Genomic DNA, 25,552 nt, shown 5'->3' with positions numbered 1-25,552 from the left:
CTTCGATGCGGGCGACCCTGCCTGGGTGCGTCGCTTACCGGGGATTGACTTATGGATGGCATCTATTTTTCCTGCGCCGACGTGACGAGCCTGAGCCCGCACGGCTTCTGGCTGCAGTGTGGCGAGGAAGAGCTGTACTTGCCGTTTGTGGAGTTTCCGGTCTTCGAGCACGCGACCATTGCGCAGATCTGCCGCGTCAGGTGCGTGAGCACCGGGCGGGTGTACTGGCCGGAGCTCGATGTCGACCTGACGCTGGAGGCGATCCGCAATCCAATGGCGTATCCGCGCGATAGCATGAATTACGATTGCTGAGCTGCATTTGCCACTATCGTTTCTGCCAGGGGCAGGAACGATAGTGGCGAGCGAGCGCTACCGGACTTTATCTCATGTTTGCTGACAGCCGATATTACAGATGCCGCGTCTCCGCCGGCGTATTCCCCCAGTTATCGTTCAACCCATCCATATAATTCACCGGGGCCGCGATCAGCTCTTCCGGCGTCACGTCGTCCAGGGCGGCCACACTGATCGCTACCAACGCCCCGCCCAGCTGCTCCACATAACCGCGCCCGAACGAGTGCACGCCGCACTGCTTGCAAAACAGATGATGCCCGCTCATGGTTCCGAACTGGTAATCGCTCAGCTGCTCCTCTCCCGACAGCAAGCGGAACGCGTCCGGCTTGATCACCGCTTCCCAATTCCGCGCCTTGCGGCAGATCGAGCAATTGCACCTGCTGGTGCCCTCGCTCAGGTCGATATCGGCTTCGTAGCGCACCGCACCGCAATGGCAGCTGCCGTGATAGGTCTTTTTCATGGCCGTTCTCCTTCTCGTTGAATTCAACACTCAGGGTAAATCCCAAACAGGACAAATTCAGCCCTGTTAACGTCGATGTAAGCTGAAGGCGTATCATGGCGCCTCGCGCAGGAGCAGGAACACAAGCGGCACCTCGCCTCTCATTCACCAGCCAGGGACACACCATGTCTATCAAAATCAGCAGCCGGTTCGACGCCGGCGCCATCGATATCGTAAGCGCCACCAGCGCCTGCTCGATCGACCTGAACATCCGCAGCGACTCGCACGCGGACATCACCCAATGGTTTTATTTCCGCCTGCAGGGCGCGCAGGGCGAAGCGTGCACGATCCGCTTCCTCAACGCCGGCAAGAGCGCCTATCCGGCCGGCTGGGAAGGCTACCAGGCCATGGCCAGCTACGACCGCGTGGAGTGGTTCCGCGTGCCCACCAGCTTCGATGGCGAGGTCATGACGATCTCCCACACGCCCGAGATGGACAGCGTCTACTACGCCTATTTCGAGCCCTACTCGTGGGAACGCCACCTCGAACTGCTCGACCGCGCCCAGCTCTCCGAACAGGTACGCATGCTCGACCTGGGCAGCAGCGTCGAAGGACGCGACATGAACGTGCTGGTCATCGGCGACCCGGCCGCGAAGAAAAAAGTGTGGGTCATCGCGCGCCAGCATCCTGGCGAAACCATGGCCGAGTGGTTCGTCGAAGGCATGCTCGACGCCCTGCTCGACCCGGCCGACGCATTCGGCCGCCAGCTGCTCAAGGAAGCCGTGTTCTACGTGGTGCCCAACATGAACCCGGACGGCTCGGTGCACGGCAACCTGCGCACCAACGCGGCCGGCGCCAACCTCAATCGCGAGTGGAATACGCCGACCATGGAACGCAGCCCGGAAGTGTTCGTGGTCAAGAACAAGATGAAGGAAACCGGCTGCGACCTGTTCCTCGACGTGCATGGCGATGAAGGCTTGCCTTACGTGTTCGTGGCCGGAAGCGACTCGCTGCCGACCTTCACGCCAGAGCAGGCGGCGCAGGAAAAGCGCTTCGCCGAGGACTTCAAGATCGCCAGCCCGGACTTCCAGGACGTGCATGGTTACGGCGAGTCGCCTTATACCGACGAAACCCTCACCATGGGTTCGCCGCATATCACGCACGCCTTCGGCTGCCTGTCTCTGACACTGGAGCTGCCGTTCAAGGACAACGCCAACGATCCCGATCCGATCTGCGGCTGGGACGGCGCGCGCAGCGCACGCCTGGGCGCCGCGGTGCTGCAACCGATCCTGCGGTCGTTGCGCCACCCGGACTGATGCGATACGGCTTTTCATCATCGCTTTGATTTTTTGATTCACATCAACGATTTTGTTGAGGCCAATCAATAGACTTCTTCCATACCCAATGACAAACGAAGAAGGAAGTTGTGATGAAGAGCAAATTGTTAGCAGTCGCAGTCAGCATGCTGGGCCTGGTTGCCGTTCAAGCGCATGCCCAGGATGGACAATGGCTGGTGCGCGCACGCGCCGCGCACCTGAACCCGGCCGATAAATCGACGCCGGTCGGCGGCGTCGGTGCATCGGACCGCATTTCGGTGTCCGACAAGACCATCCCGGAAGTCGACGTCAGCTATTTTTTCACGCCCAATTTTGCGGCTGAGCTGGTGCTGACCTATCCGCAAAAACACGATGTGATGCTCGATGGCGCCAGGATCGGCACCTTCAAGCACCTGCCGCCAAGCTTGCTGGGCCAGTACCATTTCAACCCGATCGCCCAGTTCAAGCCTTACCTCGGCGCCGGTATCAACTACACGCGCATCTCGAAGGTCAGGCTGCTGAACGGCGCCGGCGACCTGGAAAACGATAGCGTGGGACTGGCCCTGCAGGCCGGCGTGGATTACAGGATCGATAAAAACTGGTCGCTCAACCTGGATATCAAGCGCCTCGATATCCGCAGCGATGTGATGATCTCCGGCGCCAGGGTCAGCACCGTGAAGGTCGATCCGGTCCTGATCGCCGTGGGCGCCGGTTACCGCTTCTGATGTAACAGGGCGTGCCTGCCGCAGCGGGGCGCCCTTGCGGTCAGCGCAGATTGGCCTGCGGTTGTTTCGTCAGTTCCTCGACGGCCGCCAGGATCTCCGCTTCCTTGTACCCGCCGAAGCGGCGGTATCCCACATATGTGAGCGGATAGCCGCTGCCTTCGAGCGCGTTGTAGGCGATGGCGCCGGCTTCCGATGCCTCGACATCGACATCTTCGAAGGGGATCTTCTTTTCCTCGAACAGTTCACGCTGCGCCTTGCAGTAGCCGCACCACTTGGTCCCGTACAGCACCACCTTGGGCTTGTCCTGCGCGTCGAAATGGTTCGCCATGACGATCTGTTCGCGCCGGGTCAGCGCATCCTTGCCCAGCACTTCGCCGAGCATCCCGGCCAGGGCATGCACATCGTCGCCGACGGCGCGCTGCTTGCCGGTGATGACCGTTGGCAGTGCGTTCACGCGGTACTTGTTATCCGGCTCGGTGAGGACCACCTCCTGGAATGTCGGCACGCGCTTTTTCAATTCGTTGCGGATCTTGTCGCAAGGGTCGCCGCATTCGGGGCTGGTGAACAGCATCACGGTCGGCTTGCCGTCCTTGTCGAACGCGCCGCTGCCGCCGCCGGACAGGCGGCCGGTTTTGTAGGCATAGAAGGCGCCGCCGGCGATCAAGGCAAGGAACAGTATTTTTTTCATGAGGAATCTGGTGAATAACAGTGCGCGTGAAGCGTTCGCTTCACGCGCAGCCCTGCCGCCGCTCGCGCGCAGGACGCGCGGGCGGATGGAACCTTACTTGCGCCCGGCCTTGATCATGTAGTCGAGCATGGCTGCTTCGGACACCGACGCCCACATGTTCTGATCCTGGCGGAATCGCTTCCACGGCTCGTAGATGGCCTTGAACTTGGCGTTCTTGGCCGCTTCCTCGTTCATCACGTCCTGCGCCGCCTTGTAGCAGCCATCCATGATGTCTTTCGAGAAGGTGCGCAGCTTGACGCCGTTCTTGATCAGGCGTGCCAGCGCCGCCGGGTTCTTGGCGTCGTACTCGGCCTGCATGCCGATGTGCGCCTCGTACGTGGCGCATTCCAGCGCCGCCTGGTATTCCTTGGGCAGCTTTTCCCATTCCTTGATGTTCACATAGAAGGAGAAGCTCGCGCCCGCTTCCCACCAGCCCGGCGCGTAGTAATACGGCGCGACTTTGTAGAAGCCCAGTTTTTCGTCATCGTAAGGACCGACCCATTCGGCAGCATCGATCGTGCCTTTTTCCAGTGCAGGGTAAATGTCGCCACCGGCGAGCTGCTGCGGCACCAGGCCCAGGCGCTCGAGCACCTTGCCTGCGAAGCCGCCGACGCGCATCTTGGTGCCCTTCAGGTCTTCCACCGACTTGATTTCCTTGCGGAACCAGCCACCCATCTGGGTGCCGGAATTACCACCCAGGAAGTTGACGATGCCGTAGCCCTTGAAGAAGTTGCGGGTCAGTTCGCGCCCGCCGCCTTCCTGGTACCAGGCCGTGTGCTGGCGCGAAGTGAGGCCGAACGGGACCGCGCAGTCGAAGGCGAAGGTGGCGTCCTTGCCGAAGTAGTAGTAGGACGCGCTGTGGCCGATTTCCACCGTGCCGGCCTGAACCGCGTCGAGCACTTGCAGGCCCGGCACGATTTCGCCGGCCGCGAACGAGCGGATGTTGAACTTGCCGCCGGTGAGCTCGGAGACGCGCTTGGTGAGGATATCGGCCGCGCCGAAAATGGTGTCCAGGGATTTGGGAAAGCTGCTGGCAAGGCGCCAGGTGATGGTTGGATGCGACTGTGCCAGCGCCGGTGCGGCGACTGCGCCCGCTGCAGCGCCAACTGCCGCTTTTTTAATAAAGGAACGACGTTCCATATGTCTGTGTCTCCTGAAGTGTTTACGTCACGGGAAAACCACCAGTGTCATGGTGCTAGAGCTAGTGTATTTGCGTCTAGGCAAGCATGCAATGTAATTTATCTTACAGGAGTCTTACAGAGCGGAGGGGAGAATCGGGAGGGGTGTTTCGCGTGGGTACAAGGTACCCACGCGCAAGGGCATCAGCAGCGATCAGCCGCCGGCCACCACCATCTTTTCAATCAAAATCGAACCGGTCTGCTTGTTGCCACGGATGAGCACGTCATTGCCGATGGCGACGATCTGCTGGAAGATATCCTTCATGTTGCCGGCGATGGTGATTTCCTCGACCGGATACTGGATCACGCCATTCTCGACCCAGAAACCGGAGGCGCCGCGCGAATAGTCGCCGGTCACGTAGTTGGTGCCCTGGCCCATCAGTTCGGTGACCAGCAGGCCGCGGCCCATCTTCTTGATCATGCCGGCGAAGTCGTCGCCGCGTTTGGTCTGGGTCGAGCTCATGGTGAGGTTGTGCGAACCGCCCGCATTGCCCGTGGTTTTCATGCCCAGCTTGCGCGCCGAGTACGACGACAGGAAGTAACCCTGCACCACGCCATCCTTGACCACATTGCGGCGCACGGTGCGCACGCCTTCTTCATCGAACGGAGCCGAGCCGACCGCGCCGACCACGTGCGGGTCTTCCAGGATCTGGATATGCGAAGGGAATACCGATTGCCCCAGCGAATCGAGCAAGAAGGTCGACTTGCGGTACAGCGCGCCGCCCGAGGTGGCCTGCACGAAGGAGCCGAGCAGCCCTGCCGCCAGCGGCGCTTCGAACAGCACCGGGCAGGTGCGCGTATCGAGCTTGCGCGCGTTCAGGCGCGCCAGGGCGCGTTCGGCGGCATAGCGGCCAACCGCCTCGGGCTGGGCCATCTTTTTCGGGTCGCGCACCGAGGTGTACCAGTCGTCGCGCTGCATCTTGGCGCCCTTGCCGGCGATCGGCGCCACCGACAGGGTGTGGCGCGAGAACGGATAGCCGCCCGCGAAACCGCGCGAATTGGCCGACACGAAGTGCGACTGCTGCACGTGCACGCTGGCGCCCTCGCTGTTGGTGATGCGCGCATCGACGTCGAAGGCGGCCGCTTCGGCGCGCTGCGCCAGGACCACCGCTTCTTCGGTGGAGATCATCCACGGGTAGCACAGGCGCAGGTCGCGCGGCTTCATTTCGAGCATGTCGGCGTCGGCCAGGCCCGCGCAGTCGTCGTCGGCCGTGAAACGGGCGATGTTGTAGGCCGCATCGACCGTGGCGCGCAGCGCCGCCGGGGAAAAGTCGGAGGTGCTGGCATTGCCGCGTTTTTGACCGATATACACGGTCACGCCCATGCCCTTGTCTTTATTCTGCTCGATCGTCTCGATTTTGCCACGCCGGACCGACACTGACAGACCGCTGCCCTCGCTGATGTCGACGGCAGCATCGGTGCCGCCCATCTCCTTGGCAAAGGCCAAAACGTCGCGCGCCAGCTGCTGCAGCTGATCCTGGGTGTGGATAAAGACGGAGTCGTTCATGTGGTGTTTTCTTCGGCTGTCCGGTTAAACGGGTATGATAGCAGTCGTTTACAGTTTTTACTGATCGGCTTTACGCCTATCGGAACCATATCATGCCAAATCCAAACCGGGGCGCCTGCGGCTTCCAATCGTCCGAGTTCGAGCAAGAATACGAACGCCCTTCCAAGTCCGAACTCAAGCGCCAGATGAGCGAGCTGCAAAAGCTCGGCGAAGAACTGGTCGCCGAAGCGCGCGACCGCGTCAAGCGCGTTCCCATGCCCGAAGACGTGCGCGATGCGATCCTGGCCTGCCAGCTGATCACCAACCACGAGGGACGGCGTCGCCAGATGCAATTCGTCGGCAAGAAGATGCGCACCCTCGACGAGGAAGAAGTGGCCGTCATCCAGCGCACCATCGATAGCTGGAAAGGCATGTCCAAGGCCGATACCGCGGCCCTGCACGCGCTCGAACGGCGCCGCGACAAGCTGCTGGCCGACGACAAGGCCCTGACCGTGCTGCTCGAAGAAAATCCGGAACTCGATGTGCAGCACCTGCGCACCCTGATCCGCAACGCGCGCAAGGAACAGGCCGAGAACAAGCCGCCGAAGGCTTACCGCGAGATCTACCAGATCCTCAAGGATATCGACAAGAAGCGCAAGGCCGCGGCCAAGCCTGCGGACGAGGACGACGAGGACGGCGAGCCGATCGATGACGAGTCCGACGACGAGTAATCCCACCGAGCTGGTGATCGGCCTGGTGTCGGTCTCCGACCGCGCCAGCGGCGGCGTGTACGAAGACCAGGGCTTGCCGGCGCTGGCCGACTGGCTCGCCAGCGCCATCACCACTCCCTACCGCATCGAAACGCGCCTCATTCCCGACGAACGGGGGCGCATCGAAGCGACCCTGGTCGAACTGGTCGACCTGGCGCGCTGCCACCTGGTGCTGACCACGGGCGGCACCGGCCCCTCGCGGCGCGACGTCACGCCCGAGGCCACGGTCGCCATCGGCACCCGGGAAATGCCCGGCTTCGGCGAACAGATGCGCCAGATCAGCCTGCAGTTCGTGCCGACCGCGATTCTGTCGCGCCAGACCGCCGTGCTGCGCGAGATCGACGGCCATGCCGCGCTGGTGATGAACCTGCCCGGCCAGCCGAAGGCGATCAAGGAAACCCTCGAAGGTCTGAAAGATGCTGACGGCAAGCAACTGGTCGGCGGAATTTTCGCGGCCGTGCCCTACTGCGTCGACCTGATCGGCGGACCGTATATGGAAACCAACCCGGCCGTGTGCAAGGCATTCCGGCCGAAATCGGCGCTGCGTCCCGCGCCGTCTATCGAGACACAACCCATGAGCCAACTGTTAGAAAACATCGAAATCGAGACCGCCCCGAACCCGACGGTGGCGATCATCTGGATGCATGGTCTGGGCGCGGACGGCAACGACTTCGTGCCGCTGGTAAGCGAGCTGGACTTGAAAGGCTTGCCCGGCATCCGTTTCGTCTTCCCGCACGCCAACACGATGCCGGTGACGGTCAACGGCGGCTACGTGATGCGTTCGTGGTACGACATCGTCAACGCCGACATCGGCCGCCGTGAAGACGAAGCCGGCCTGCGCGCCTCGCAATTGCAGGTCGAGGCCCTGATCGCGCGCGAAAAATCGCGTGGCATTCCAGCCTCGCGCATCATCCTGGCGGGCTTCTCGCAGGGCTGCGCCATGACCTTGCAGACCGGCTTGCGCCATCCGGAAAAGCTGGCCGGGCTGATGTGTCTGTCCGGGTACGTGCCGCTGGCCGACAAGATCGCCGCCGAGCGCTCCGAAGCCAGTCTGGGCACCCCGATTTTCATGGTGCACGGGCAACACGACGGCGTGATCCCAATCGCCCGCGCCACCGCCTCGCGCGACCTGCTCAAGTCGCTGGGCTACCAGCTTGAATGGCACGACTACACGATGCAGCACTCGCTGTGCCAGGAAGAGATCGACCATATCGGCGTCTGGCTCAAGAAAGTCCTTGCCTGATGCAAACGCCGTGGTTCATCCCCCGGCGGCCAATCGTGCAACTTCAGTCCGTCTCCCCGCGGAGAGCGTAGAATGCGTTCTTTGATAGCAAAGGCAGACAATGAAAAAAACCGGCATGGCGAAGAGTGACGCCAAAAAATTGATGGGCAAGATGGTCGCCCCGGGCGCAGCCGGCTTCGGCAACGCCGACAACGCCGCCGTCGACCGCCGCGAACAGCGCAAGCGCGACCAGGCCCTCGGCCTGGTTCCCTTCGCTGTCAAGCTCAACAGCGACCTGGTGCTGCAACTGCAAACCCTGGCCAAGGAACGCGACACCGACCTCAACGAAGTCGTCGCCGACCTGCTGACCAAGGGCCTCGCGGCCTGATCGACCCAAGGTGAAAACGGTCGTTCTCGGCGGATACGGTAACTTCGGCGCCCGCATCTGCCGCGCCCTGGCGTCCAGCCCGGGCATCGAACTGATCGTCGCCGGGCGCGACCTGAACAAGGCCAGCGCCCTGGCCGGCGCCTGCGGGCACGGCGCCGCCGCGGCCCGCATCGATATCCACGATCCCCAGCTGGCGCAGACGCTGCGCGAGCTCGGCGCCAAACTCGTCATCCACACGGCAGGCCCTTTCCAGCAACAGGATTACGGTACCGCATTGGCCACGGCCGCCGCCGGCGCCCACTATATCGACCTGGCCGACGGGCGCCGCTTCGTGTGCGACTTTCCGGCCGCGCTCGATGATGCCTTCCGCCGGCAAAACCGCCTCGCCATCACGGGCGCGAGCAGCGTGCCGGCCATGTCGTCGGCCGTGGTCGACCATCTGACGGCGGGCTGGCGCAGCATTGCATCCATCGACATGTGCATCGCCCCGGCCCAGACCGCGCCGCGCGGGGTGGCCACCATGGAAGCGGTGCTGAGCTACTGCGGCGCCCCGATCCAGGTGTGGCAGGACGGCCGCTGGACAACTCAGCTGGGCTGGGCGGCTCCCAAAACGGTCGCGTACGCGCGCCTGCGCCCGCGCCTGGCGTCATTGTGCGACATTCCCGACCTCGAACTGTTCCCGGCCCATTATGCGGGCGTGCAGTCGGTGATGTTCCGCGCCGCGCTGGAAATCGGCATCAGCCAGCGCGGCATGGCGGCGCTGGCGGGCCTGCGCCGCATCGGGCTGGTGCCCCGTCCCGAACGCTTCGCCGCCCTGCTCAACCGCGCCGCCGATGGCTTCAATTTCCTCGGCTCGTCGCTGGGCGGGATGGTGGTGCGCGTGCACGGCCTCGACGCCAATGGCGTGTCCGCGCAGCGCGCCTGGCACATCGCGGCCGATCATGACCACGGTCCGGAAATCCCGTGCATGGCCGCGGTCCTGCTGGCGCGCCGGCTGGCGGCGGGCACCCTGGACAAGATCGGCGCCGTTACCAGCGTCGGCCAGCTGAGCCTGGCGGAGTTTGAACCGGAGTTTGGCAAGTGGGCGATGGTGACCGACCTGGGCGAGTGATCGGTTATCATCCGTACTCGGACAACAACGCTTGAAGAGGTAAAACCATGGCCAAGAAAGAAGAACTCGACGAAGAAACCCTGGCACTGATTCACTGGTGCATCGAGGTGGAAGGTTTCCTGGTGGCCGGCGGCGCAACCCAGAAGCAGGCGCAGGACCATATCGAGGAACAGGTCGAGTGGTTTACCCACCAGTTCTATGATGGCTTGACGCCGGAAGAAGCCGCGAAGGAAGCGCTCGCTTAACGCGGCGCTGCTGTATCGGGCGCATCCAGGGCGTCCGGGTCAGGTGGCGACGCCGACGACCAGAATGGCGCCGTGATGCGCTGACAGGCCTTGACGGTCAGGACGCGACCAGGCGCCATTCATCTCTTTCTTACCGGCCATGCCGGTGTCTGTTGCCGATGCCGGACGCAACTATTCCCGATGGCACAAATGCTACTCTTCATGGTTATGCACTTTTGAAGGCATTCGGGCGATCAGTTACTCCCGCCTACGGTTTTGAGCGAAATGATGCTATATGGGATTCCCTCGGGGATATTGCACGAGGCTTTGGAAAAGGGTTTTGCTTTAGACTTTCACGTGATGATTTGGCGGAATATGCATTTGATGATATTTGGTCGCAAATCATTGAACGAACTGCTCAAATGCGTTTGGCGCAACATGAAGTAGACTTGCTGTTAGACATGAGACACATCGATGGAGAGGATGCTGCTGTTCTAGCCGAGAGCATAATTTCGTTCCTGTTCCATAACCCGAATGTTGGTGGCTACAGATCGGTTGTCATAGCTGGTTCTTCAGCCTTGAAAAATGTTGGAAGTATCGAAAAAGAAGGGACAAGAGAGGTCGTTCGTCAAGAGCTTCATCTCTGGTCAAACTTGTGGCGTGACATGCCAGACACGGTCAAACCTACATTCGGGGACTATGGTGTCATACACCCTGATTTTAGTGATCAAGCTGCAAGTCCTAACGTCAACGCAAAGATTCGCCATACAGCAGGCGATAAAATTATTTATTATCGAGGACATGCTCTTCACAAGCCGGTGAAAGACTACGCTCAATATCACAAGCTTGCACGTCGGGTCATCGCTGATTTCCGCCATTTTAATCCGGCCCGAAGTTACGGGGATCGATACATCAGTGACTGCGCGAAGGAGGAGATAAAGCCAGGCTCTCTTGCCACATGGGTCATTGCAGATATGAATCATCATATTTGTTATACGGCACGCCAATTATTAAGGCTTACGCATGAGTTGGCGAACGCCGCTACTGAGCGTGAAGCCGATCTTGCGTTGTTGGCTGTGTAAATCAGATGGCACTATCTTCGGGACGGCTCTATAGAATTCTCAGCTTTGATCGAGTGGTTCAGATATTTGAGAAGCGCGAGTTACATTTTGCCCATCCATCAAGCTGGTCTGATCCGTATGAAGTGAGACTCCATCATGCAGGCAGTCATCAGGTATTCGGTCAGTGCTGGTGTACTAAGGGGGTCTCCGACGCAATGTGGCGAATTTATTCGTCGAATCACCTTGGTGTTCGAATCTCTACAAGCACACGTAAGCTTCGAGAAGCTTTACAGCCTTCCGCAAAAGCGCTTGGCTACACCCTCAGGCTCGGCGAAGTTAGGTACGAGAGCCAGCAAAATATCACTGAGGAATTGCGTGATATCCATAATGACCTCAAGGAAAAATTTGACGTTGCTAGAGCTGTAGATGCGCTATTCCTGAAACGAGACGCTTTTGACCATGAGTCTGAATATCGGGCCGTAATCCATAACCCTAATGTGGCAGATGGTGAAGTATTAACTGGACTGAAGCTGCCAATTGATCCATACAAATTCATTGATAGTATTTTGCTAGATCCACGGGCACCAGATGAGCTTGTGGATGCGCTTGGCTTCTACTTCAAGGAAAAAATAAAACTTAACAAACGCGTTACCCGATCGGTATTATATAAATCACCTTCACCGCTTATTGTTGCAGATCCTGATGCATAAGCCAATTCCGGCGGCACCGAAGCTTTAGCTTCGATGCCGGCCCGCTGCCGATGGTCAGATTTCGATGATCTGGTGGACGATGGCTTGCACTTCGGGGCCGCTCTTCTTCAGCAGTGAGGCGAAGCGGGCGACGATCAGGCGGTTCTTCTTCGTTTCCAGCTTATTGATCTCGCGGACGACGCTCAGGTCGAGCGGCTTGCCTGGCTTGATGTTCTCGATGGTGTTTTTGACCAATTCGGTGCGCTCAGCATCAAGGGCCTTGTTTGCTTCGCGCAGACTTTCGGAAGCGTTCTTCTCAGGTGGCGTGGAAGTGCCGGATTGGTTGGCGTCTGCCAGTGGTGAGCCAGTGTCGGAAGCGGTTGCCTTCTTGTCGAGGGTGATCGTAGGCTTTTTGTCGGTGGCTGCGTTCATTTGAATCTCCTGTGTATTTGTCAAATCGACAAGATAAATTCTATCCAGCCTTTCGGAAGTCGTACACAGATTTATTGCTTTGTTTCAATTATTTGCATGCTTGGGCGGAAACCATACGACCGACCTACTTGCGCTACCGGTGCTAACACAATGTCAATTCAGTTAAATACTAGTCAGCTTGGGTTAGCACTTTGTGGCTGATGTGGCATGATGAGTCTGCTCGCAAGGGTACATTCCGACCACTCCAGAGTGCTTGAGCAGCAGATTGCAACCAACAAACAATCGAGGTTATTAATTTGAAAAAGTCACTTTTTGATCCACATACCAGTTTGCTGGAGCTGGAAATCATTCGCGTCACCGGAGGAATTTTGCTCTTGGTAATTATTTTCTCAATTGGCGCTATTGTTTTCAATGGTGATTTTTTCTGGAAGTTAGACTATACCGGTTTTAACTTTGCGATTGAGGCTTTCCGCGTACCAATAGGAGTTGCAGCCCTCTCAATTCCTATAATGGCAATCTTGGCAGCAAATCATAGATCAGAACAGTCAAGAGAGCAAATGCGACTAACATCTCTGCAAAACATATTTGCCAACCACTATAAACATGTCGAGGAATTTGAAAAGTATTGCATTCGACATTTTGATCGGATGTTAGATGATGATAAGAGCACAAGGGAATTTTACGAGAAAAGTGGCGGGGTCATGAAGTTTATGGCTTCGGAAAGCTTTATACATACGCACGTTGATCCACAACATAGTCGACTACTGCATAAGCTAATTTATCCATACTCGGCCGCCGGTGACTTTGGAATGTCACGAGATTTCATTAAGTCGTTGGACTCATTTGTGTCGGAAATGATTGAAGGGTTTCAAGGCTTCGGCAGTGAGAATAAAGCGGATTGGTACTTTCCCATTGAGAAGTTAAATCAAATCGTAATTGAATATTCCGAAAAAAATTATGTCAACTTGCATCGAGTGAGCGGCACTAAGAATTTAAACATCAACGATATCGAAATTGCCATTCCCGGTGGGGATGTAATGAATTTTGTTCGGCGGGTTCAGGATGTTATCTATGCACTTGAACAGGTTTTATCATTTGATATTTCCTACATTCCAAGTTCGTTAGTGAAGAAGGTTGGGCGCGCTAATTTCAATGAGTTACCAAGTTGGGATGTTGACAGTGCATCCGATTGGAAGTCCGTTAATGTCTCCACCTTTCTCGCTGCCACGTCCCATGTCTGATCGTCTTCCCCCAATACCTTTTGACCAATTGAGTGCTGCTCAGCAAGTGGCCGCACAAGCCGTAATCGACGGTCCACGTGGCGCACTGTATGGGCCCTTTGTGCCGTTGATTAGAAGTCCTGAACTAATGTCGGCTACCCAGCGTTTGGGGGAGTACCTGCGCTACCGTAGCGCCATCGGTACACGGCTTTCAGAACTGGCAATTCTAGTCACAGCGAGACAATGGGACCAGCAGGTGGAATGGGCTATCCACGTTCCCATCGCACAGAAGAACGACATCTCGGATGATGTCATTAATGCAATATCGCTTCGTCAACGGCCATCGGCGATGTTGGATGATGAGGCGTTGGTACACGACTTTTGCATTGAGTTGCATCAGCAAAAGCAGGTCAGCGACCGAACGTATTTAGCCGCGCTTGAGCGGTTCGGTGAGCAGGGCGTAGTTGATATGGTGGGCATCAATGGCTACTACACGTTATTGGCGATGGTTATGAATACAGCACGGACGGCTGTTCCGCTAACGTCAGCAACACCCTTACCAGAGTAAGAGTAGCCATTGCACATGTAAGCTGGATATAGCCAACCATTACCAGCATCATGTATTGATGGCCCGGCTATTATCAGCTCCGGGCTGCGCAGCAGCGGCACGAACGGCCCGTACAGCGCCCCCCGCGGGCCGTCGATGATGGCTTGGGCGACGGCCTGCTGCTGCGGCGCGAGCTGCTCGAAGGGGATGGGGCCTAGTCTTTCTCTCATCAAAGAATGTTCCCAAAGGCAGAAATATTTCGCAAATGCATAGCAAAATTAATTTTAAATTCATCGTACTTTGTTTTGCTTTTTCGAGGTGTGCAGATTCATGAAAAAATTTCATGCCCCCCGAAAATGTGTGTTCATGGCGACGCTATACTGGACTCAGTGGCTCCGGCCGAACACCTCGTTGCCGGACCACCAGCTTCCAAGTGTAATGGATCTCGATGACAAAAATACTGAGGAGATATTGAGATGTCGAAAACGGCAAAGGCGATATGGGGCGGTATTCTGATGTTGGCGGCAGGCGGGGCATCTGCCCAGTCGTCGGTAACAATCGGTGGATTGGTCGATCAGTATGTTGGATCGTTGCAGTATAGCGGTGAACCTGCACGCCGCACGGTGGTGCAAAATGGCGGCATGTCGACCTCGTGGTTTGGCTTTCGCGGCGTCGAGGATCTGGGCGGCGGCCTGAAAGCCGAGTTTATGCTCAACGGCTTCTTCCTTGCCGACACCGGCGCCTCGGGACGCTTCGGCGGCGACAACCTGTTCTCGCGCGACGCCTTCCTCGCGCTGTCGGGCAGTTTCGGAAAAATCACGGTGGGGCGCACCAGCGCGCCGAGTTTCCTGCCTGCCGTGCTATTTAACCCCTTCGGCGATTCCTTCCAGTTTTCCCCGCTGATCCTGCACACCTACGTGCCGACCGGAACTGTCGGTGCGCGCAAATGGGTCGCCACCACGGCTGGCGATAGCGGCTGGAGCAACCAGATCCAGTATTCCACGCCGGTGGTGAATAACTTCCAGTTCAATTTCTATTATGCGCCGGGCGAGCAAGCCGGCAAGAGCAGCAACAAGAACGTCGCAGTCAACGCTTACTACAATAATGGTCCGCTCGGCTTGACCGCGGTCTACCATACCGTGCGGGTGAGTAATCCGAATGGGGGCCTGCCGATCCTCGACGCCACCAAAGCGCCAAACGATTACAGCAGCATCGAAAAGCAAACCGGCTTCTACCTGGGTGCACGCTACGATTTTTCGGTGCTTAAGGCATTCGTCACTTACCGAAAAAACAATGACGATGCCGCCGCCGCCCGCGAGATGGACGACAAGACATTTACCTTGGGGGCAAGCGTGCCGACCGCCAGCGGCGCCATCCTGGTCGGCTATGCCAATACCGAACGTGGCGGCAACTTGCTCGCGGCAGACCTCAAACGCGATACGCTCAGTGTTGGGTACGACCACAACCTGTCCAAGCGCACCGACTTATACACGATCTTCATGTCCGACAAGATCACCGCATCGTCGCGTGCCCGCAGCTTCGCGGCCGGGGTACGCCACCGGTTCTGAGTTGGGTTTGGAGCACGGCGTGGGGACCGCCGTGCTGGGATTGCCTTACTTGTAGATGCCGCAAGCGATCAGGATATCGTCGACCTTTTCAATATAGGCCGACTTCGGTTGCAGCGCTCCCGTTTGCGGATGGGGCCAGACGAAATCGACCCAGCCGCTGCCTTTCTGTTGTGCCACGTCGATGTAGCTCTTGACGGTTCGCACACCATTCTGGTCTTTCACTTCATACATATTGCGGCCAATAATTTTTGGATTGGGGCTGGCCAGGTTGATGCCCTTCATGTCGTAGGCAAAGATATACAGGCTGCCGTCGACGAACTTCCCTTTGGGGTCATTGAATGCGGCTATAGCTTTTTCACGGCCCACTTCCTTGTAATACGCAACCCCTTTTTTTACCATGGCGATTGCTTCCTCCGGCGTGCGTTTCTCTTCCGCGACGGCGCCGGCTTGCATGCCGATGGCAAGAACAAACATCGCTAACGCTTTGAAAAAAATCTTCATAATGCCCCCTCCGGTTTGGCGTCATGGAGCCCGATTCTGGCCCGGTGAACCTTGCAGGTTCTCATTAATATTAGCAGCTTTTTTTACTAGAAACGACGGGCAACAGCGATTTGTCCGTCCGGTGCGACAGCAATCCCTTACCCAATGACAGCAGCGCCGCCGCGACCAAGCCCTGGGCCTGGTGCCTTTCGCCGTCACGCTCAATAGCGAGCTGGTGGCGCACCTAGTTGGCGGCGCTGAAACGCGTCGGCGGGCAGGGCGTCATTGACCTGGCAGGCATCAACGGCTACTACACCTTTCTGGCGACGACGATTCATGCGGCGCGGACGGCTGTCCCAGTGTCGCCTGCCAAGCCGTTACCTGAGTAGACCTCCTTGCGCTTGGACTGGGAGCGATGGTCGCCAAGTAAATCATGTATTGATGGCCCGTCTATTATCAGCTCCGGACTGCGCAGCAGCGGCACGAACGGCCCGTACAGCGAGCCGCGCGGCCGGTCGATGATCGCCTGCGCCGCCGCCTGCTGCGCGGCAGTAAGTTGCTCCGGTGCCAGGGGCCCGAGTCGGTCCGTCATGGTGCCTGCCTTTCGTGTGTTGCGTTTATTGCTGTGGGTAAAAATATTCGCACAGCCCCGGGGATAAATCAAAAGAATCGGGACGTTCTCCGTTTATTGTCAAGCATCAACAATTTCAGCGATGAGGAAGCCATGAGTCACATGATGCACCGCAATCTCGGGCAAACCCCGCCGGTTGCCGTCAGCGCCCAGGGAATGCTGGTGCGCGACAGCGAGGGAAAGACCTATATCGATGCCTGCGGCGGCGCGGCGGTGTCCTCGCTCGGGCACGGCCATCCGGACATCCTGAGCGCGATGCACCGCCAGATCGACCGCAACGCCTACGCCCACACCGCCTTCTTCACCACCGACGTGGCCGAGGAACTGGCCGACCGCCTCATCGCTGGCGCGCCCGACGGCTTGAGCCAAGTGTACCTCGTCTCGGGCGGCTCGGAAGCGATGGAAACGGCGATGAAGCTGGCGCGCCAGTATTTCGTCGAAACCGGCCAGACCCAGCGCACCAAGTTCATCGGGCGCCGCCAGAGCTACCACGGCAACACCCTCGGCGCGCTGGCCGTGGGCGGCAACGAGTGGCGGCGCCGCCATTTCGCGCCCCTGCTGATCGACGTGGCGCGCGTGGCGCCCTGCTACGAATACCGCGACCGCCTGCCCGACCAGACCCAGGACCAGTACACCAGCGCCCTGCTGCGCGAACTCGACGAGCAGATCCACGCGAGCGGCCCGCAGAATATCATCGCCTTCGTGGCCGAACCGGTGGTGGGCGCGACCGGCGGCGCGATTCCGCCCACGCCCGGTTACTTTCGCGGCGTGCGCAGCCTGTGCGACCGCTACGGCATCCTGTTCATCGCCGATGAAGTCATGTGCGGCATGGGCCGCACCGGCACCATGTACTCGATCGAGCAGGATGGCGTTGCGCCCGACATCGTCACCATCGCCAAGGGACTCGGGGCCGGCTACCAGCCGATCGGCGCGGTGCTGGCCCAGCGCGCGCTGGTCGACCAGCTGCGCAAGGGCAGCGGCGCGTTCCAGCACGGGCATACCTACATCGGCCATCCGGTGGCCGCCGCCGCCGCGCTGGCAGTGCAAAAGGTGATCGAGCGCGACGACCTGCTGGCCGCGGTCCGGCTGCGCGGCGAATCGCTGCGCCGCATGCTGCAGGCCGAATTCGGCTCGCACCCGAACGTGGGCGACATCCGCGGGCGCGGGCTGCTGATGGCGCTCGAACTGGTGAAGGAGCGCGACAGCAAGCAGCCGTTCGACCCGGCGCGCAAGCTGCACGCATCGGTCAAGACCAAGGCCATGGCCAATGGCCTGATGGTGTACCCGATGGGCGGCACCATCGATGGCGTGCACGGCGACCATATCCTGCTGGCGCCGCCGTTCATCGCGACCGAAACGGACCTGTCGGAGATCGTGTCGCGCCTGTCCGATTCCATCGCCGCCGCGCTCGACTGAACCGGGCGGGCAAGCGGCCGGTGCCCGCCACGGCGCCGGCCGCTGTGCCAGCCAGCCTAGTCGGCCGGCGTCTTGACGATCATGTCGACGATGGTCCACGAGAAGTCGGAGCGCAGCGTGCCGTCGAAGATCGGATCGGTAATACTCATGTAAAAGTCGCTGGCGTACGGCATCACGGGTTTCGGCTCCGGCGCGTACGCCGCCATGTTGTGGCACGTCATGCAGTTCGACTGGATCCCCGTGTTGGCATTGATCGTGCCATTGATCGGGCGGCTGATGTCGGCAAACACCTCCGGTCCGAAACCGGCCTCCAGATACGGATTGTAGCCATACACCGGCGCGCCGACATTCTTGCCGCCGGTAATCGGCTGCGCGGGCGAGACCGTGGAATACGCCAACGCCATCGCATAATGCCGGGATGCGCTGTCCAGATACGCCATCGGCCGCGCACCGGCGATGGTAGCGGAGCTGGGCGCGAACGGACGGTCGGCATTGGCGGACCACCAGTAGGTTTGCCAGGTCCACATCCTGTTTTCGCGCGTGGTGACGTGCATGCCGATCAGGATCGCGATGTCGCCGGCGGCGACCGGCCTGTTGAGCTGGGCCGACAGGAAGGCCGCATTGTCGTGGGTGACCCGGCTATGGATGAAGTCGCTCAGATAGAAGGTGCTGGCCGGCGTGCGGCCTTTGCATCCGATATCGTTGCTATTGCCGCTGATGCCGAGGGGACGGCTGGTGTCCACGTACACGCAGCTGTTCCAGTCCGCTTCGCCGAAGCCCGTGTCCGGCTTGGCGGCGCCCGGCCCGGGCCAGCCGGGGAAGGTGTAGATACCGCGCGGCGAGTGCTTGGGAATGATCTTGTACACCGGCTTGATGGCGATCGCATTCGTCGGGAAGTTCGGCAGCTCCGTGTAGCCTTGTGCCATCAGCTGCTTGAGCGTGCTTTCATAGAACAGACGGTGGCTGATCGCATGCTGCGCGGCCGGCGGGTTGTAGGCCACCGACACCAGGATGGCCGTGTCCGGCGCGGCGGGAGGGGTGGCGGAACGTGCGCCGGGGCGCTCGGCGGAAGGGGCGGCCGCCGGCGCCAGCGGTTTGTTCTTGCCCGGCCGCCGGTGGCCATGCTGGAACTGGCGCGGCCGGTGCAGGTCGAGCGTGGGACGCGGAATCGGGCCGCGCTTGCCATCTTCACGCGGGCGCTGGGGCGCGCTGCGGAAAATGATGCTCGACGGCGTAGTCCAGGTCTCGAAAGCGCGCACCGCCGCCCCGTCGACCGTGCCGACGGGTTGGGTCAGTCCGGCCCACAGCCCCCATGCGTGCTGGTGGATATGGCTCTCCTGGCCGCCGAAAATCCATTGGTTCAGCTGGGTCTCGGGCTTGGGAAAGACAAACGCCGGGTTGGGCCGCGGCAAGTCCGGCAGGCACACCAGGTTGCCGTCGATATTGCCGATGTCGCCGTACTGGCGGATCGCGTTCAGGCAGGCATCGACCTTGTCGAGGGTGCTCATCTGCTGGGCGCCGCTGAGTTTCCTGCAACTGGCCTTGAGCGAATCGCCGTGGACCATAATATGATTGCAAGAAAGTTGATAGCTGCCGTGGGGAATGACCTGGGCGACGCCGGGCAATGGAATCGCCCAGCTCGCCAAGGCAAACAGGATGGGGGTGCGATAGCTGGTCATAGTCTCTTTCTTCTGTCAGTTGAAAGGAGAAAGACCGGCATGGCTGGAACGACGTCATGCAGGCCGCGCACGCCGGTTTTCAGGCGTGCTGGTCTGCATGGTGTGCCTGAATTCGCAACCGAATATAACGAAATGTCACGCTTGCGCGATGCTATGTCTTTACGCAATAGAAGCGTCGCCCAGGCCCGGGGCTGGCGAAGATCAGCCTGTCCGGTTCAGGTGCTGGCGTAGGCGATGACATCCTGCTGCTGTTCGCCAAGGCCGGCAATGCCCAGGCGCAAGGTGTCGCCTTTTTTCAGGAAGCGCTGCGGGCTGCGCGCCATGCCCACGCCCGGCGGCGTGCCGGTGGCGATGATGTCGCCCGGTTCGAGCGTCATGAAGCGCGACAGGTAGCTGACGATCTGCGCCACGGTGAAGATCATGGTCTCGGTGCAGCCGGTCTGCATGCGCTTGCCGTTCAGTTCCAGGTACAGGTCGAGGCGCTGCACGTCGATCACTTCATCGCGCGTGACCAGCCACGGGCCGACCGGACCGAAGGTGTCGCAGCCCTTGCCCTTGTCCCACTGCGGACCGCGTTCGAGCTGGAACGAGCGCTCCGAAACGTCGTTGACGACGCAGTAGCCGGCCACGTAATTGAGCGCGTCTTCTTCCGTCACGTACTGCGCGCGGGTGCCGATCACCACCCCCAGTTCGACTTCCCAGTCGGTCTTTTTGGACCCCTGCGGCAGCATCACCGGGTCGTCCGGGCCGGACAGGCAGGTCACCGCCTTCATGAACACGATGGGTTCCGCCGGCGGGGTGGCGCCGGTTTCGGCGGCATGGTCGGCGTAATTGAGGCCGATGCCGATGAATTTTCCCACGCCCTTGATTGGCACGCCCAGGCGCGGCGTGCCGCGCACCAGCGGCAGCGTTTTGTAATCGATCTTGGCCAGCTTGCGCAGCGCCTTGTCCGACAGCAGCGAGGCATCGATGTCGGCAACGACGCCGGACAGGTCGCGCAGGCGGCCTTCTTCATCGAACAAGCCGGGTTTTTCCTTGCCGGGACGGCCGTAACGGACCAGTTTCATGTGTATTCCTTCAGATGGGGGACAGCGCAAAGTCGCCCGCGATTGTAGCGCAGGCCGGCAATGCGTATCAGCGCAGGGTCAGGAGATAGGCGCTGATGTCGACCGCGTCGGCCTCGCTCACGTCCTGCACCGGCATGGCGGTGAGCGGATCGATGGCGTGCGGATCGCGGATCCACCGCACCAGGTTTTCCTGCGTGTTGGGCAGATGGCCGGCGATGAAGCGGCGCTTGCCAAGGCCGCCCAGCGGCCGCCCGACATAGGTCTCGGGACCGGTCACGCCAGGCACCACGTGACAGGCGTTGCAGGCGTACTGGGTCAGCGCGATGCGTCCGCGCGCAGGGTTGCCCGGCCAGCGCGCCGGCGCCGCACTCGCCACCGGCGCCGACGCGGACGACGCGGTCATGGCGGCGTACGCGGGCGGCGCCAGTTCCGGCAGCTTGACCATGAAGGCCACCACCGACCAGATATCGTCATCGGCCAGATGAAATTCCCAGGCCGGCATGCCGCTCATCTTGATGCCGTTCTTGGTGATCCAGTACAGTTCCGCCGCCTGCCAGCGGCGCGCCGCATCGACCAGCGGCCCGGGCACCGGCTGCATGCTCTTGCCGAAGTCCTGTTGCGCCACGCCCGGCGCGCCGTGGCACTGCACGCAGTGGTCGCGGTACAGCAGCGCGCCCTGGGCGATGCGCGCGGCGTCGAGCTTCGGCACCGCCACGCCGCGCGCGTGAAAGCGCACCGAGTCGCGCATGCCCTGTTCTAACAGCGTGTGGACGAACTGGAAGTGCTGGTCGGTCGAGGCCACGTTGTACCAGCCGCTTTTGAGCACGAGCGCCGTTCCGGCGGCAGCGGCCAGCGCGGCGCAGGCGAGGGTTGCGGCAGCGGTCTTGAGGATGAGGCGGACGCGGTTGGAAGGCATGGTCGGGCACCGCCAGGGGCGCGTTCTGTTGGAAAAAAGCCATCAATGATTTCTTGTATTATATCGATCCAAGTCGCTTTCGCAGGATCGTAACGTGCGCGTGTTCCCCTTCCAGATCGCCGTGGCGGCCGTGCTGTGCGCCGCGCTGGCCGGCTGCGACAACCGCGCCGAACCCGTGCCCGTGACCGGCGGCGACGCCACCCTGGGCAAGCGCCTGATGGAGCAGTACCAGTGCGGCTCCTGCCACGCCATCCCCGGCGTGGGCGCGGCCACCGGCACCGCCGGTCCCCCTCTCGACAAATTCGGCCGGCGCAGCTACATCGCCGGGCGCATTCCCAATTTGCCAGGGCCGCTGGCCGACTGGCTGGTCGATCCGCCCGCCATGAAGCCCGGCACCATGATGCCCGGCATCGGCGTGTCCAGGGCCGAAGCGCGCCACATGGCGGCCTACCTTTACACCTTGCGATGAGCGGGATTTCACTGCAATCCGTGCTGCACCCGGCCGGCCCGGACGCGGCCATCATCAGCCAGTTCGCCTGGGTGCTGTTCGGCGGCGGCGCGCTGGTGTTCGCGCTGGTGATGGGGCTCACCGCCCTGGGGCTGGGGCGGCGCGCGCGCACGGTGCGGCCGATGTTCTGGATCGCCGGCGCCGGGGTGGCCTTTCCGGTGACGGTGCTCACCGTGCTGCTGGCGTGGAGCACCTGGCGCAGCGGCCAGATGGCGGCCCAGACCTCGCAGCACGCAACGCGGGTGGCGGTCAGCGCCAACATGTGGTGGTGGGAAGTGCGCTACCCCGACCCCGGCGGCGGGCCGGATATCGTCAGCGCCAATGAAATCCATATTCCAACCGGGCGTCCGGTGTACCTGGGCCTGACCGCCAGCGACGTCATTCACAGCCTGTGGGTGCCCGCGCTGGGCGGCAAGATGGACATGGTGCCCGGGCGCGTCACCGGCCTGACCCTGCAGGCGGACCAACCCGGCGTGTACCGCGGCCAGTGCGCCGAATACTGCGGGGAACAGCACGCGCGCATGGCGCTGCATGTCGTTGCCCACACCCCGGCCGATTACGCCGCGTGGCTGGCGCGCGAGGCCAGGCCGGCCGCCACGCCATCGGAAAGCGCCGGTGGGACCATCCTTGCACGCGGACGGCAAGCCTTCATCGACCAGCGCTGCGTGGCCTGCCACACGATTCGCGGCGTGAGCGAGGTAACGAGTCTGGGGCCGGACCTGACCCACGTCGGCGCTCGCCTGCACATCGCCGCCGGCACGTTGCGCACGCATCGCGGCACCCTGGCCGGCTGGATCGCCGACCCGCAAAGCATCAAGCCGGGCGCGCGCATGCCGCCGGCCAGCATGGACGGCGACACCTTGAGCGCGCTGGCCGCCTATCTTGAGCAGCTCAAATGACCAGTAGCGCACTTCCCAACACCCTGCCGCGTCCTCCCGGCGAACTCGAACGGCTTGAAGCGGCATGGAAGACGCCGCGCGGCTGGCGCTATCTGACCACCGTCAACAACACTAATATCGGGCTGCTGTACATCGGCACCTCGCTGCTGTTTTTCCTGCTGGCCGGCGTGCTTGGCCTGCTGATGCGCATGCAGCTCGCGGTCCCCGAAAACACGTTTCTGAGCGCCTCGACCTACAACCAGGTGTTCACCATGCACGGCACGGTGATGATGTTCCTGTTCGCCATTCCCGTGGTCGAAGCCATCGCCGTCTACCTGCTGCCCAACATGCTGGGCGCGCGCGACCTGCCATTCCCGCGCCTGTCGGCCTACGCCTTCTGGGCTTACGCCATCGGCGGCCTGGCATTCTTCTGCACCCTGTTCGTGGGCCTGGCGCCCGACGGCGGCTGGTTCATGTATCCGCCGCTGACGGGCAAGGCGTATTCGCCCGGGCTGAACGCCGATTTCTGGCTGCTCGGAATCGGCTTCATCGAAATTTCGGCCATCGCCGGCGCGATTGAACTGATCGTCGGCATTTTGTTTACGCGCGCGCCCGGCATGACGCTGGGCCGCATGCCGGTGTACGCCTGGGCCATGCTGGTGGTGGGCGTGATGATCGTGTTTGCCTTCCCGGCGATCATCGCCGGCACGGCGCTGCTCGAACTCGAACGCGCCTACGACTGGCCATTCTTCATCGCCGACCGTGGCGGCGACCCGATCCTGTGGCAGCACCTGTTCTGGTTCTTCGGCCATCCCGAGGTGTACATCATCTTCCTGCCGGCCGCCGGCATGGTCTCGACCATGATCCCGACGATTGCCGGCGTACCGCTGGTGGGACGGCGCGCGATCATCGTGGCGCTGGTGGCGGTGGGCTTTTTCAGCTTTGCGCTGTGGGCCCACCACATGTTCACGGCCGGCCTGGGCGTGCTGAAAATGAGCTTCGTGTCGGCCGCCAGCATGGCCGTCGCGGTGCCGACCGCGATCCAGGTATTCGCCTGGATCGCCACCATGTGGCGCGGGCGCGTGACCATGTCGGCGCCGGCGCTGTTCCTGCTCGGCTTCATGTTCATTTTTGTCCTCGGCGGGCTCACCGGCGTGATGGTCGCCGTGCTGCCGTTCGACTGGCAGGTGCACGACACCCATTTCATCGTCGCCCACCTGCACTACGTGCTCATTGGCGGCATGCTGTTTCCGGTGTTCGCGGCGCTGTATTACTGGATCCCGCTTATCAACGGCAACCAGCTCTCGGAGCGCCTGGCACGCTGGGTATTCGGCTTGATGTTCGGCGGCTTCAACGTGGCCTTCTTCCCGATGCATATCAGCGGCCTGCTCGGCATGCCGCGCCGCGTCTACACCTACAGCAGCGAGATGGGCTGGGATGGTCTGAACCTGCTCTCTTCCGTGGGCGCCTTCGTGTTTGCCTTCGGGGTGCTGCTGTTCCTGTTCGACCTGGCGCGCACGCTGCGCCTGCCCGCAAAAGACATCGGCAACCCGTGGAACGCGGCCACGCTCGAATGGCTGCCGTCGGAAGACTATGGCAACCGCAGCATCGCGCGCATTACCTCGGCCGATCCGCTGTGGGAGCAGCCGACGCTCGCGCGCGAGGTCGAGGCGGGCCAGCATTACCTGCCCGGCACCGTCAGCGGACGGCGCGAAACGATTGCCACCAGCGCGCTGGGCGCCGTGCCGCGCTATCTGATGATCCTGCCCGGAGACAGCTGGTGGCCACTGATTGCCGCCGCCGGCACCGCGGGCTTCTTCCTGCTGCTGACGGTCAAGCTGACCTGGACCGCCTGGGCTTGCGGCATCGCGGCCATTGTCGGCATCGTGGCGTGGCTGTGGCAGTCGGACCGCCCGCCGCCGCTGGCGCACGCCAAGGTCGCCGACGACCTGACCCTGCCGGTGGGCGCACGCGGCACGGCCTCGCACTCGTGGTGGGCCACCCTGATCATGCTGGTGGTCGATGCGACCATTTTCGCGTCCTTCGTGTTCGCCTACATCCACATCTCGATGCGCCTGACCGTGTGCCCGCCGCCGCAGGCCGCGCTGGCCGCGCCGCTTTGGCCGCTACTTTCCATCGCCCTGCTGCTGGCCAGTTCGGCCCTGTTCTGGCTGGCCAGCCGCGCGGTGCAGCGCCGCCGCCTCACGCCCCTGGTGCTGGCGGCGCTGGTGTGCATGCTGGCCGCTTTTGCCTGCGACTTCAACGGCCAGCGCCTGGCCGGACTCGAACCCACGGCGCAAGCCTGGAGCGCGACGGTGGCGACCCTGCTCGCTTACCAGGGGCTGCATGTGATCGTGCTGGTATTGGCGGCGCTGTATTTGTGCGCGCGCGCCTGGCGCGGCCACCTCACCAGCGCCAGCCGGGCGACTTTGGATAACACAGCGCTGATGTGGCACTACACCAGCATGCAGGGCATCGCGGCGGCGGCGGCGATCCACCTCGTGCCATGGCTGATGGACTGAT

General features: G+C 61.3%; 27 protein-coding genes and 1 pseudogene. 18 read left to right on the top strand and 10 right to left on the bottom strand.

Going from position 1 to position 25,552, the window contains the following annotated elements; all coding sequences use genetic code 11:
• Positions 1-51: 51 nt before the first annotated feature.
• Positions 52-312 (top strand): DUF2442 domain-containing protein, encoded by a 261-nt coding sequence (locus RBA40_RS05415; RefSeq protein ID WP_099875130.1) that lies wholly within the window; start codon positions 52-54, stop codon positions 310-312.
• A 94-nt stretch (positions 313-406) separates the two neighbouring features.
• Here RBA40_RS05415 and RBA40_RS05410 read toward each other — a convergent pair whose 3' ends face one another.
• Positions 407-811: a GFA family protein gene (locus RBA40_RS05410; RefSeq protein WP_099875129.1), complete on the bottom strand. Its 405-nt coding sequence runs from the start codon at positions 809-811 to the stop codon at positions 407-409.
• A 164-nt stretch (positions 812-975) separates the two neighbouring features.
• Between RBA40_RS05410 and RBA40_RS05405 the strand changes: the two genes are divergently transcribed.
• The gene (locus RBA40_RS05405) at positions 976-2,106 is read left to right on the top strand and encodes a M14 family metallopeptidase (RefSeq protein WP_306646576.1); all 1,131 of its coding nucleotides are present in this window, start codon (positions 976-978) and stop codon (positions 2,104-2,106) included.
• Between the two features lie 113 nt (positions 2,107-2,219).
• Positions 2,220-2,831, top strand: a complete 612-nt coding sequence (locus RBA40_RS05400) for an OmpW/AlkL family protein (protein WP_306646574.1) — start codon at positions 2,220-2,222, stop codon at positions 2,829-2,831.
• 40 nt (positions 2,832-2,871) lie between these two features.
• On the opposite strand, the gene RBA40_RS05395 is transcribed toward RBA40_RS05400, so the two are convergent.
• The 3 genes from RBA40_RS05395 to pmbA form a co-directional block, all read right to left on the bottom strand.
• Positions 2,872-3,519 carry a glutaredoxin domain-containing protein gene (locus tag RBA40_RS05395; protein ID WP_306646572.1) on the bottom strand — a complete coding sequence of 216 codons (648 nt, stop codon included), beginning with the start codon at positions 3,517-3,519 and terminating at the stop codon, positions 2,872-2,874.
• Positions 3,520-3,612: 93 nt separating this feature from the next.
• A complete protein-coding gene (locus RBA40_RS05390; protein ID WP_099875121.1) occupies positions 3,613-4,698 on the bottom strand; it encodes a TRAP transporter substrate-binding protein in 1,086 nt (361 codons plus the stop codon).
• 192 nt (positions 4,699-4,890) lie between these two features.
• On the bottom strand, positions 4,891-6,243 hold the full coding sequence (gene pmbA / locus RBA40_RS05385; protein ID WP_306646570.1) for a metalloprotease PmbA: 1,353 nt from the start codon (positions 6,241-6,243) through the stop codon (positions 4,891-4,893).
• Between the two features lie 92 nt (positions 6,244-6,335).
• Here pmbA and yjgA point away from each other — a divergent pair, with 92 nt between their 5' ends.
• From yjgA to RBA40_RS05345, 8 genes and pseudogenes are all read left to right on the top strand, one after another.
• Positions 6,336-6,953: a ribosome biogenesis factor YjgA gene (gene yjgA / locus RBA40_RS05380; protein ID WP_306646568.1), complete on the top strand. Its 618-nt coding sequence runs from the start codon at positions 6,336-6,338 to the stop codon at positions 6,951-6,953.
• Positions 6,931-7,548 (top strand): annotated as a pseudogene (mog, locus tag RBA40_RS05375) (molybdopterin adenylyltransferase); the annotation flags it as partial. The gene yjgA and the pseudogene mog, both read left to right, overlap by 23 nt.
• Positions 7,549-7,566: 18 nt before the next feature.
• Positions 7,567-8,235, top strand: a complete 669-nt coding sequence (locus RBA40_RS05370) for an alpha/beta hydrolase (RefSeq protein WP_306646787.1) — start codon at positions 7,567-7,569, stop codon at positions 8,233-8,235.
• A 100-nt stretch (positions 8,236-8,335) separates the two neighbouring features.
• Positions 8,336-8,602, top strand: a complete 267-nt coding sequence (locus tag RBA40_RS05365) for a hypothetical protein (RefSeq protein ID WP_306646566.1) — start codon at positions 8,336-8,338, stop codon at positions 8,600-8,602.
• A 10-nt stretch (positions 8,603-8,612) separates the two neighbouring features.
• Positions 8,613-9,713 (top strand): saccharopine dehydrogenase family protein, encoded by a 1,101-nt coding sequence (locus RBA40_RS05360; protein ID WP_306646565.1) that lies wholly within the window; start codon positions 8,613-8,615, stop codon positions 9,711-9,713.
• A gap of 47 nt (positions 9,714-9,760) precedes the next feature.
• Positions 9,761-9,958: a hypothetical protein gene (locus tag RBA40_RS05355; RefSeq protein WP_306646564.1), complete on the top strand. Its 198-nt coding sequence runs from the start codon at positions 9,761-9,763 to the stop codon at positions 9,956-9,958.
• A 158-nt stretch (positions 9,959-10,116) separates the two neighbouring features.
• Positions 10,117-11,019: a beta family protein gene (locus tag RBA40_RS05350; protein WP_306646562.1), complete on the top strand. Its 903-nt coding sequence runs from the start codon at positions 10,117-10,119 to the stop codon at positions 11,017-11,019.
• A gap of 5 nt (positions 11,020-11,024) precedes the next feature.
• Positions 11,025-11,708: a DUF2971 domain-containing protein gene (locus RBA40_RS05345; RefSeq protein ID WP_306646560.1), complete on the top strand. Its 684-nt coding sequence runs from the start codon at positions 11,025-11,027 to the stop codon at positions 11,706-11,708.
• A 54-nt stretch (positions 11,709-11,762) separates the two neighbouring features.
• Here the strand turns inward: RBA40_RS05345 and RBA40_RS05340 are convergent, their stop codons facing one another.
• Entirely contained in the window at positions 11,763-12,119 is a 357-nt protein-coding gene (locus RBA40_RS05340; protein WP_306646558.1) for a hypothetical protein, read from the bottom strand.
• 296 nt (positions 12,120-12,415) lie between these two features.
• Between RBA40_RS05340 and RBA40_RS05335 the strand changes: the two genes are divergently transcribed.
• The 3 genes from RBA40_RS05335 to RBA40_RS05325 all read left to right on the top strand — a co-directional run bounded on the left by RBA40_RS05335 (position 12,416) and on the right by RBA40_RS05325 (position 15,454).
• Positions 12,416-13,360 (top strand): hypothetical protein, encoded by a 945-nt coding sequence (locus RBA40_RS05335; protein WP_306646557.1) that lies wholly within the window; start codon positions 12,416-12,418, stop codon positions 13,358-13,360.
• Entirely contained in the window at positions 13,353-13,907 is a 555-nt protein-coding gene (locus RBA40_RS05330; protein WP_306646555.1) for a carboxymuconolactone decarboxylase family protein, read from the top strand. Before RBA40_RS05335 ends, RBA40_RS05330 begins: the two co-directional genes overlap by 8 nt.
• Positions 13,908-14,362: 455 nt before the next feature.
• Positions 14,363-15,454 (top strand): porin, encoded by a 1,092-nt coding sequence (locus tag RBA40_RS05325; RefSeq protein WP_206090393.1) that lies wholly within the window; start codon positions 14,363-14,365, stop codon positions 15,452-15,454.
• Between the two features lie 45 nt (positions 15,455-15,499).
• Here the strand turns inward: RBA40_RS05325 and RBA40_RS05320 are convergent, their stop codons facing one another.
• Both RBA40_RS05320 and RBA40_RS05315 read right to left on the bottom strand, forming a co-directional pair.
• Positions 15,500-15,955 (bottom strand): cache domain-containing protein, encoded by a 456-nt coding sequence (locus tag RBA40_RS05320; RefSeq protein WP_306646553.1) that lies wholly within the window; start codon positions 15,953-15,955, stop codon positions 15,500-15,502.
• Between the two features lie 313 nt (positions 15,956-16,268).
• Positions 16,269-16,526 (bottom strand): hypothetical protein, encoded by a 258-nt coding sequence (locus RBA40_RS05315; RefSeq protein WP_306646551.1) that lies wholly within the window; start codon positions 16,524-16,526, stop codon positions 16,269-16,271.
• 132 nt (positions 16,527-16,658) lie between these two features.
• Here RBA40_RS05315 and RBA40_RS05310 point away from each other — a divergent pair, with 132 nt between their 5' ends.
• On the top strand, positions 16,659-17,981 hold the full coding sequence (locus RBA40_RS05310) for an aspartate aminotransferase family protein (protein WP_306646549.1): 1,323 nt from the start codon (positions 16,659-16,661) through the stop codon (positions 17,979-17,981).
• 56 nt (positions 17,982-18,037) lie between these two features.
• Here the strand turns inward: RBA40_RS05310 and RBA40_RS05305 are convergent, their stop codons facing one another.
• The 3 genes from RBA40_RS05305 to RBA40_RS05295 all read right to left on the bottom strand — a co-directional run bounded on the left by RBA40_RS05305 (position 18,038) and on the right by RBA40_RS05295 (position 21,643).
• Complete coding sequence (locus RBA40_RS05305; protein WP_306646547.1) at positions 18,038-19,660, bottom strand: hypothetical protein; 1,623 nt, start codon at positions 19,658-19,660, stop codon at positions 18,038-18,040.
• 215 nt (positions 19,661-19,875) lie between these two features.
• A complete protein-coding gene (locus RBA40_RS05300; RefSeq protein ID WP_306646546.1) occupies positions 19,876-20,727 on the bottom strand; it encodes a fumarylacetoacetate hydrolase family protein in 852 nt (283 codons plus the stop codon).
• A 67-nt stretch (positions 20,728-20,794) separates the two neighbouring features.
• Complete coding sequence (locus tag RBA40_RS05295) at positions 20,795-21,643, bottom strand: c-type cytochrome (RefSeq protein ID WP_306646545.1); 849 nt, start codon at positions 21,641-21,643, stop codon at positions 20,795-20,797.
• A gap of 94 nt (positions 21,644-21,737) precedes the next feature.
• On the opposite strand from RBA40_RS05295, the gene RBA40_RS05290 reads away from it, so the two are divergent.
• Genes RBA40_RS05290 through ctaD form a run of 3 tightly spaced genes read left to right on the top strand, consistent with a single transcriptional unit; the run spans position 21,738 to position 25,551 of the window.
• Complete coding sequence (locus tag RBA40_RS05290) at positions 21,738-22,112, top strand: c-type cytochrome (RefSeq protein WP_306646543.1); 375 nt, start codon at positions 21,738-21,740, stop codon at positions 22,110-22,112.
• Positions 22,109-23,050, top strand: coding sequence for a cytochrome c oxidase subunit II (locus RBA40_RS05285; protein WP_306646542.1), 942 nt, complete (start codon positions 22,109-22,111; stop codon positions 23,048-23,050). Before RBA40_RS05290 ends, RBA40_RS05285 begins: the two co-directional genes overlap by 4 nt.
• Positions 23,047-25,551: a cytochrome c oxidase subunit I gene (gene ctaD, locus RBA40_RS05280; protein WP_306646540.1), complete on the top strand. Its 2,505-nt coding sequence runs from the start codon at positions 23,047-23,049 to the stop codon at positions 25,549-25,551. The genes RBA40_RS05285 and ctaD overlap by 4 nt, the downstream gene beginning before the upstream one ends.
• Position 25,552: the final 1 nt, after the last annotated feature.

This window comes from Massilia pseudoviolaceinigra (assembly GCF_030846505.1).
GTDB classification, from domain to species: Bacteria; Pseudomonadota; Gammaproteobacteria; order Burkholderiales; family Burkholderiaceae_D; genus Telluria_A; species Telluria_A violaceinigra.
This window is presented reverse-complemented; position numbering and strand designations above follow the sequence as displayed.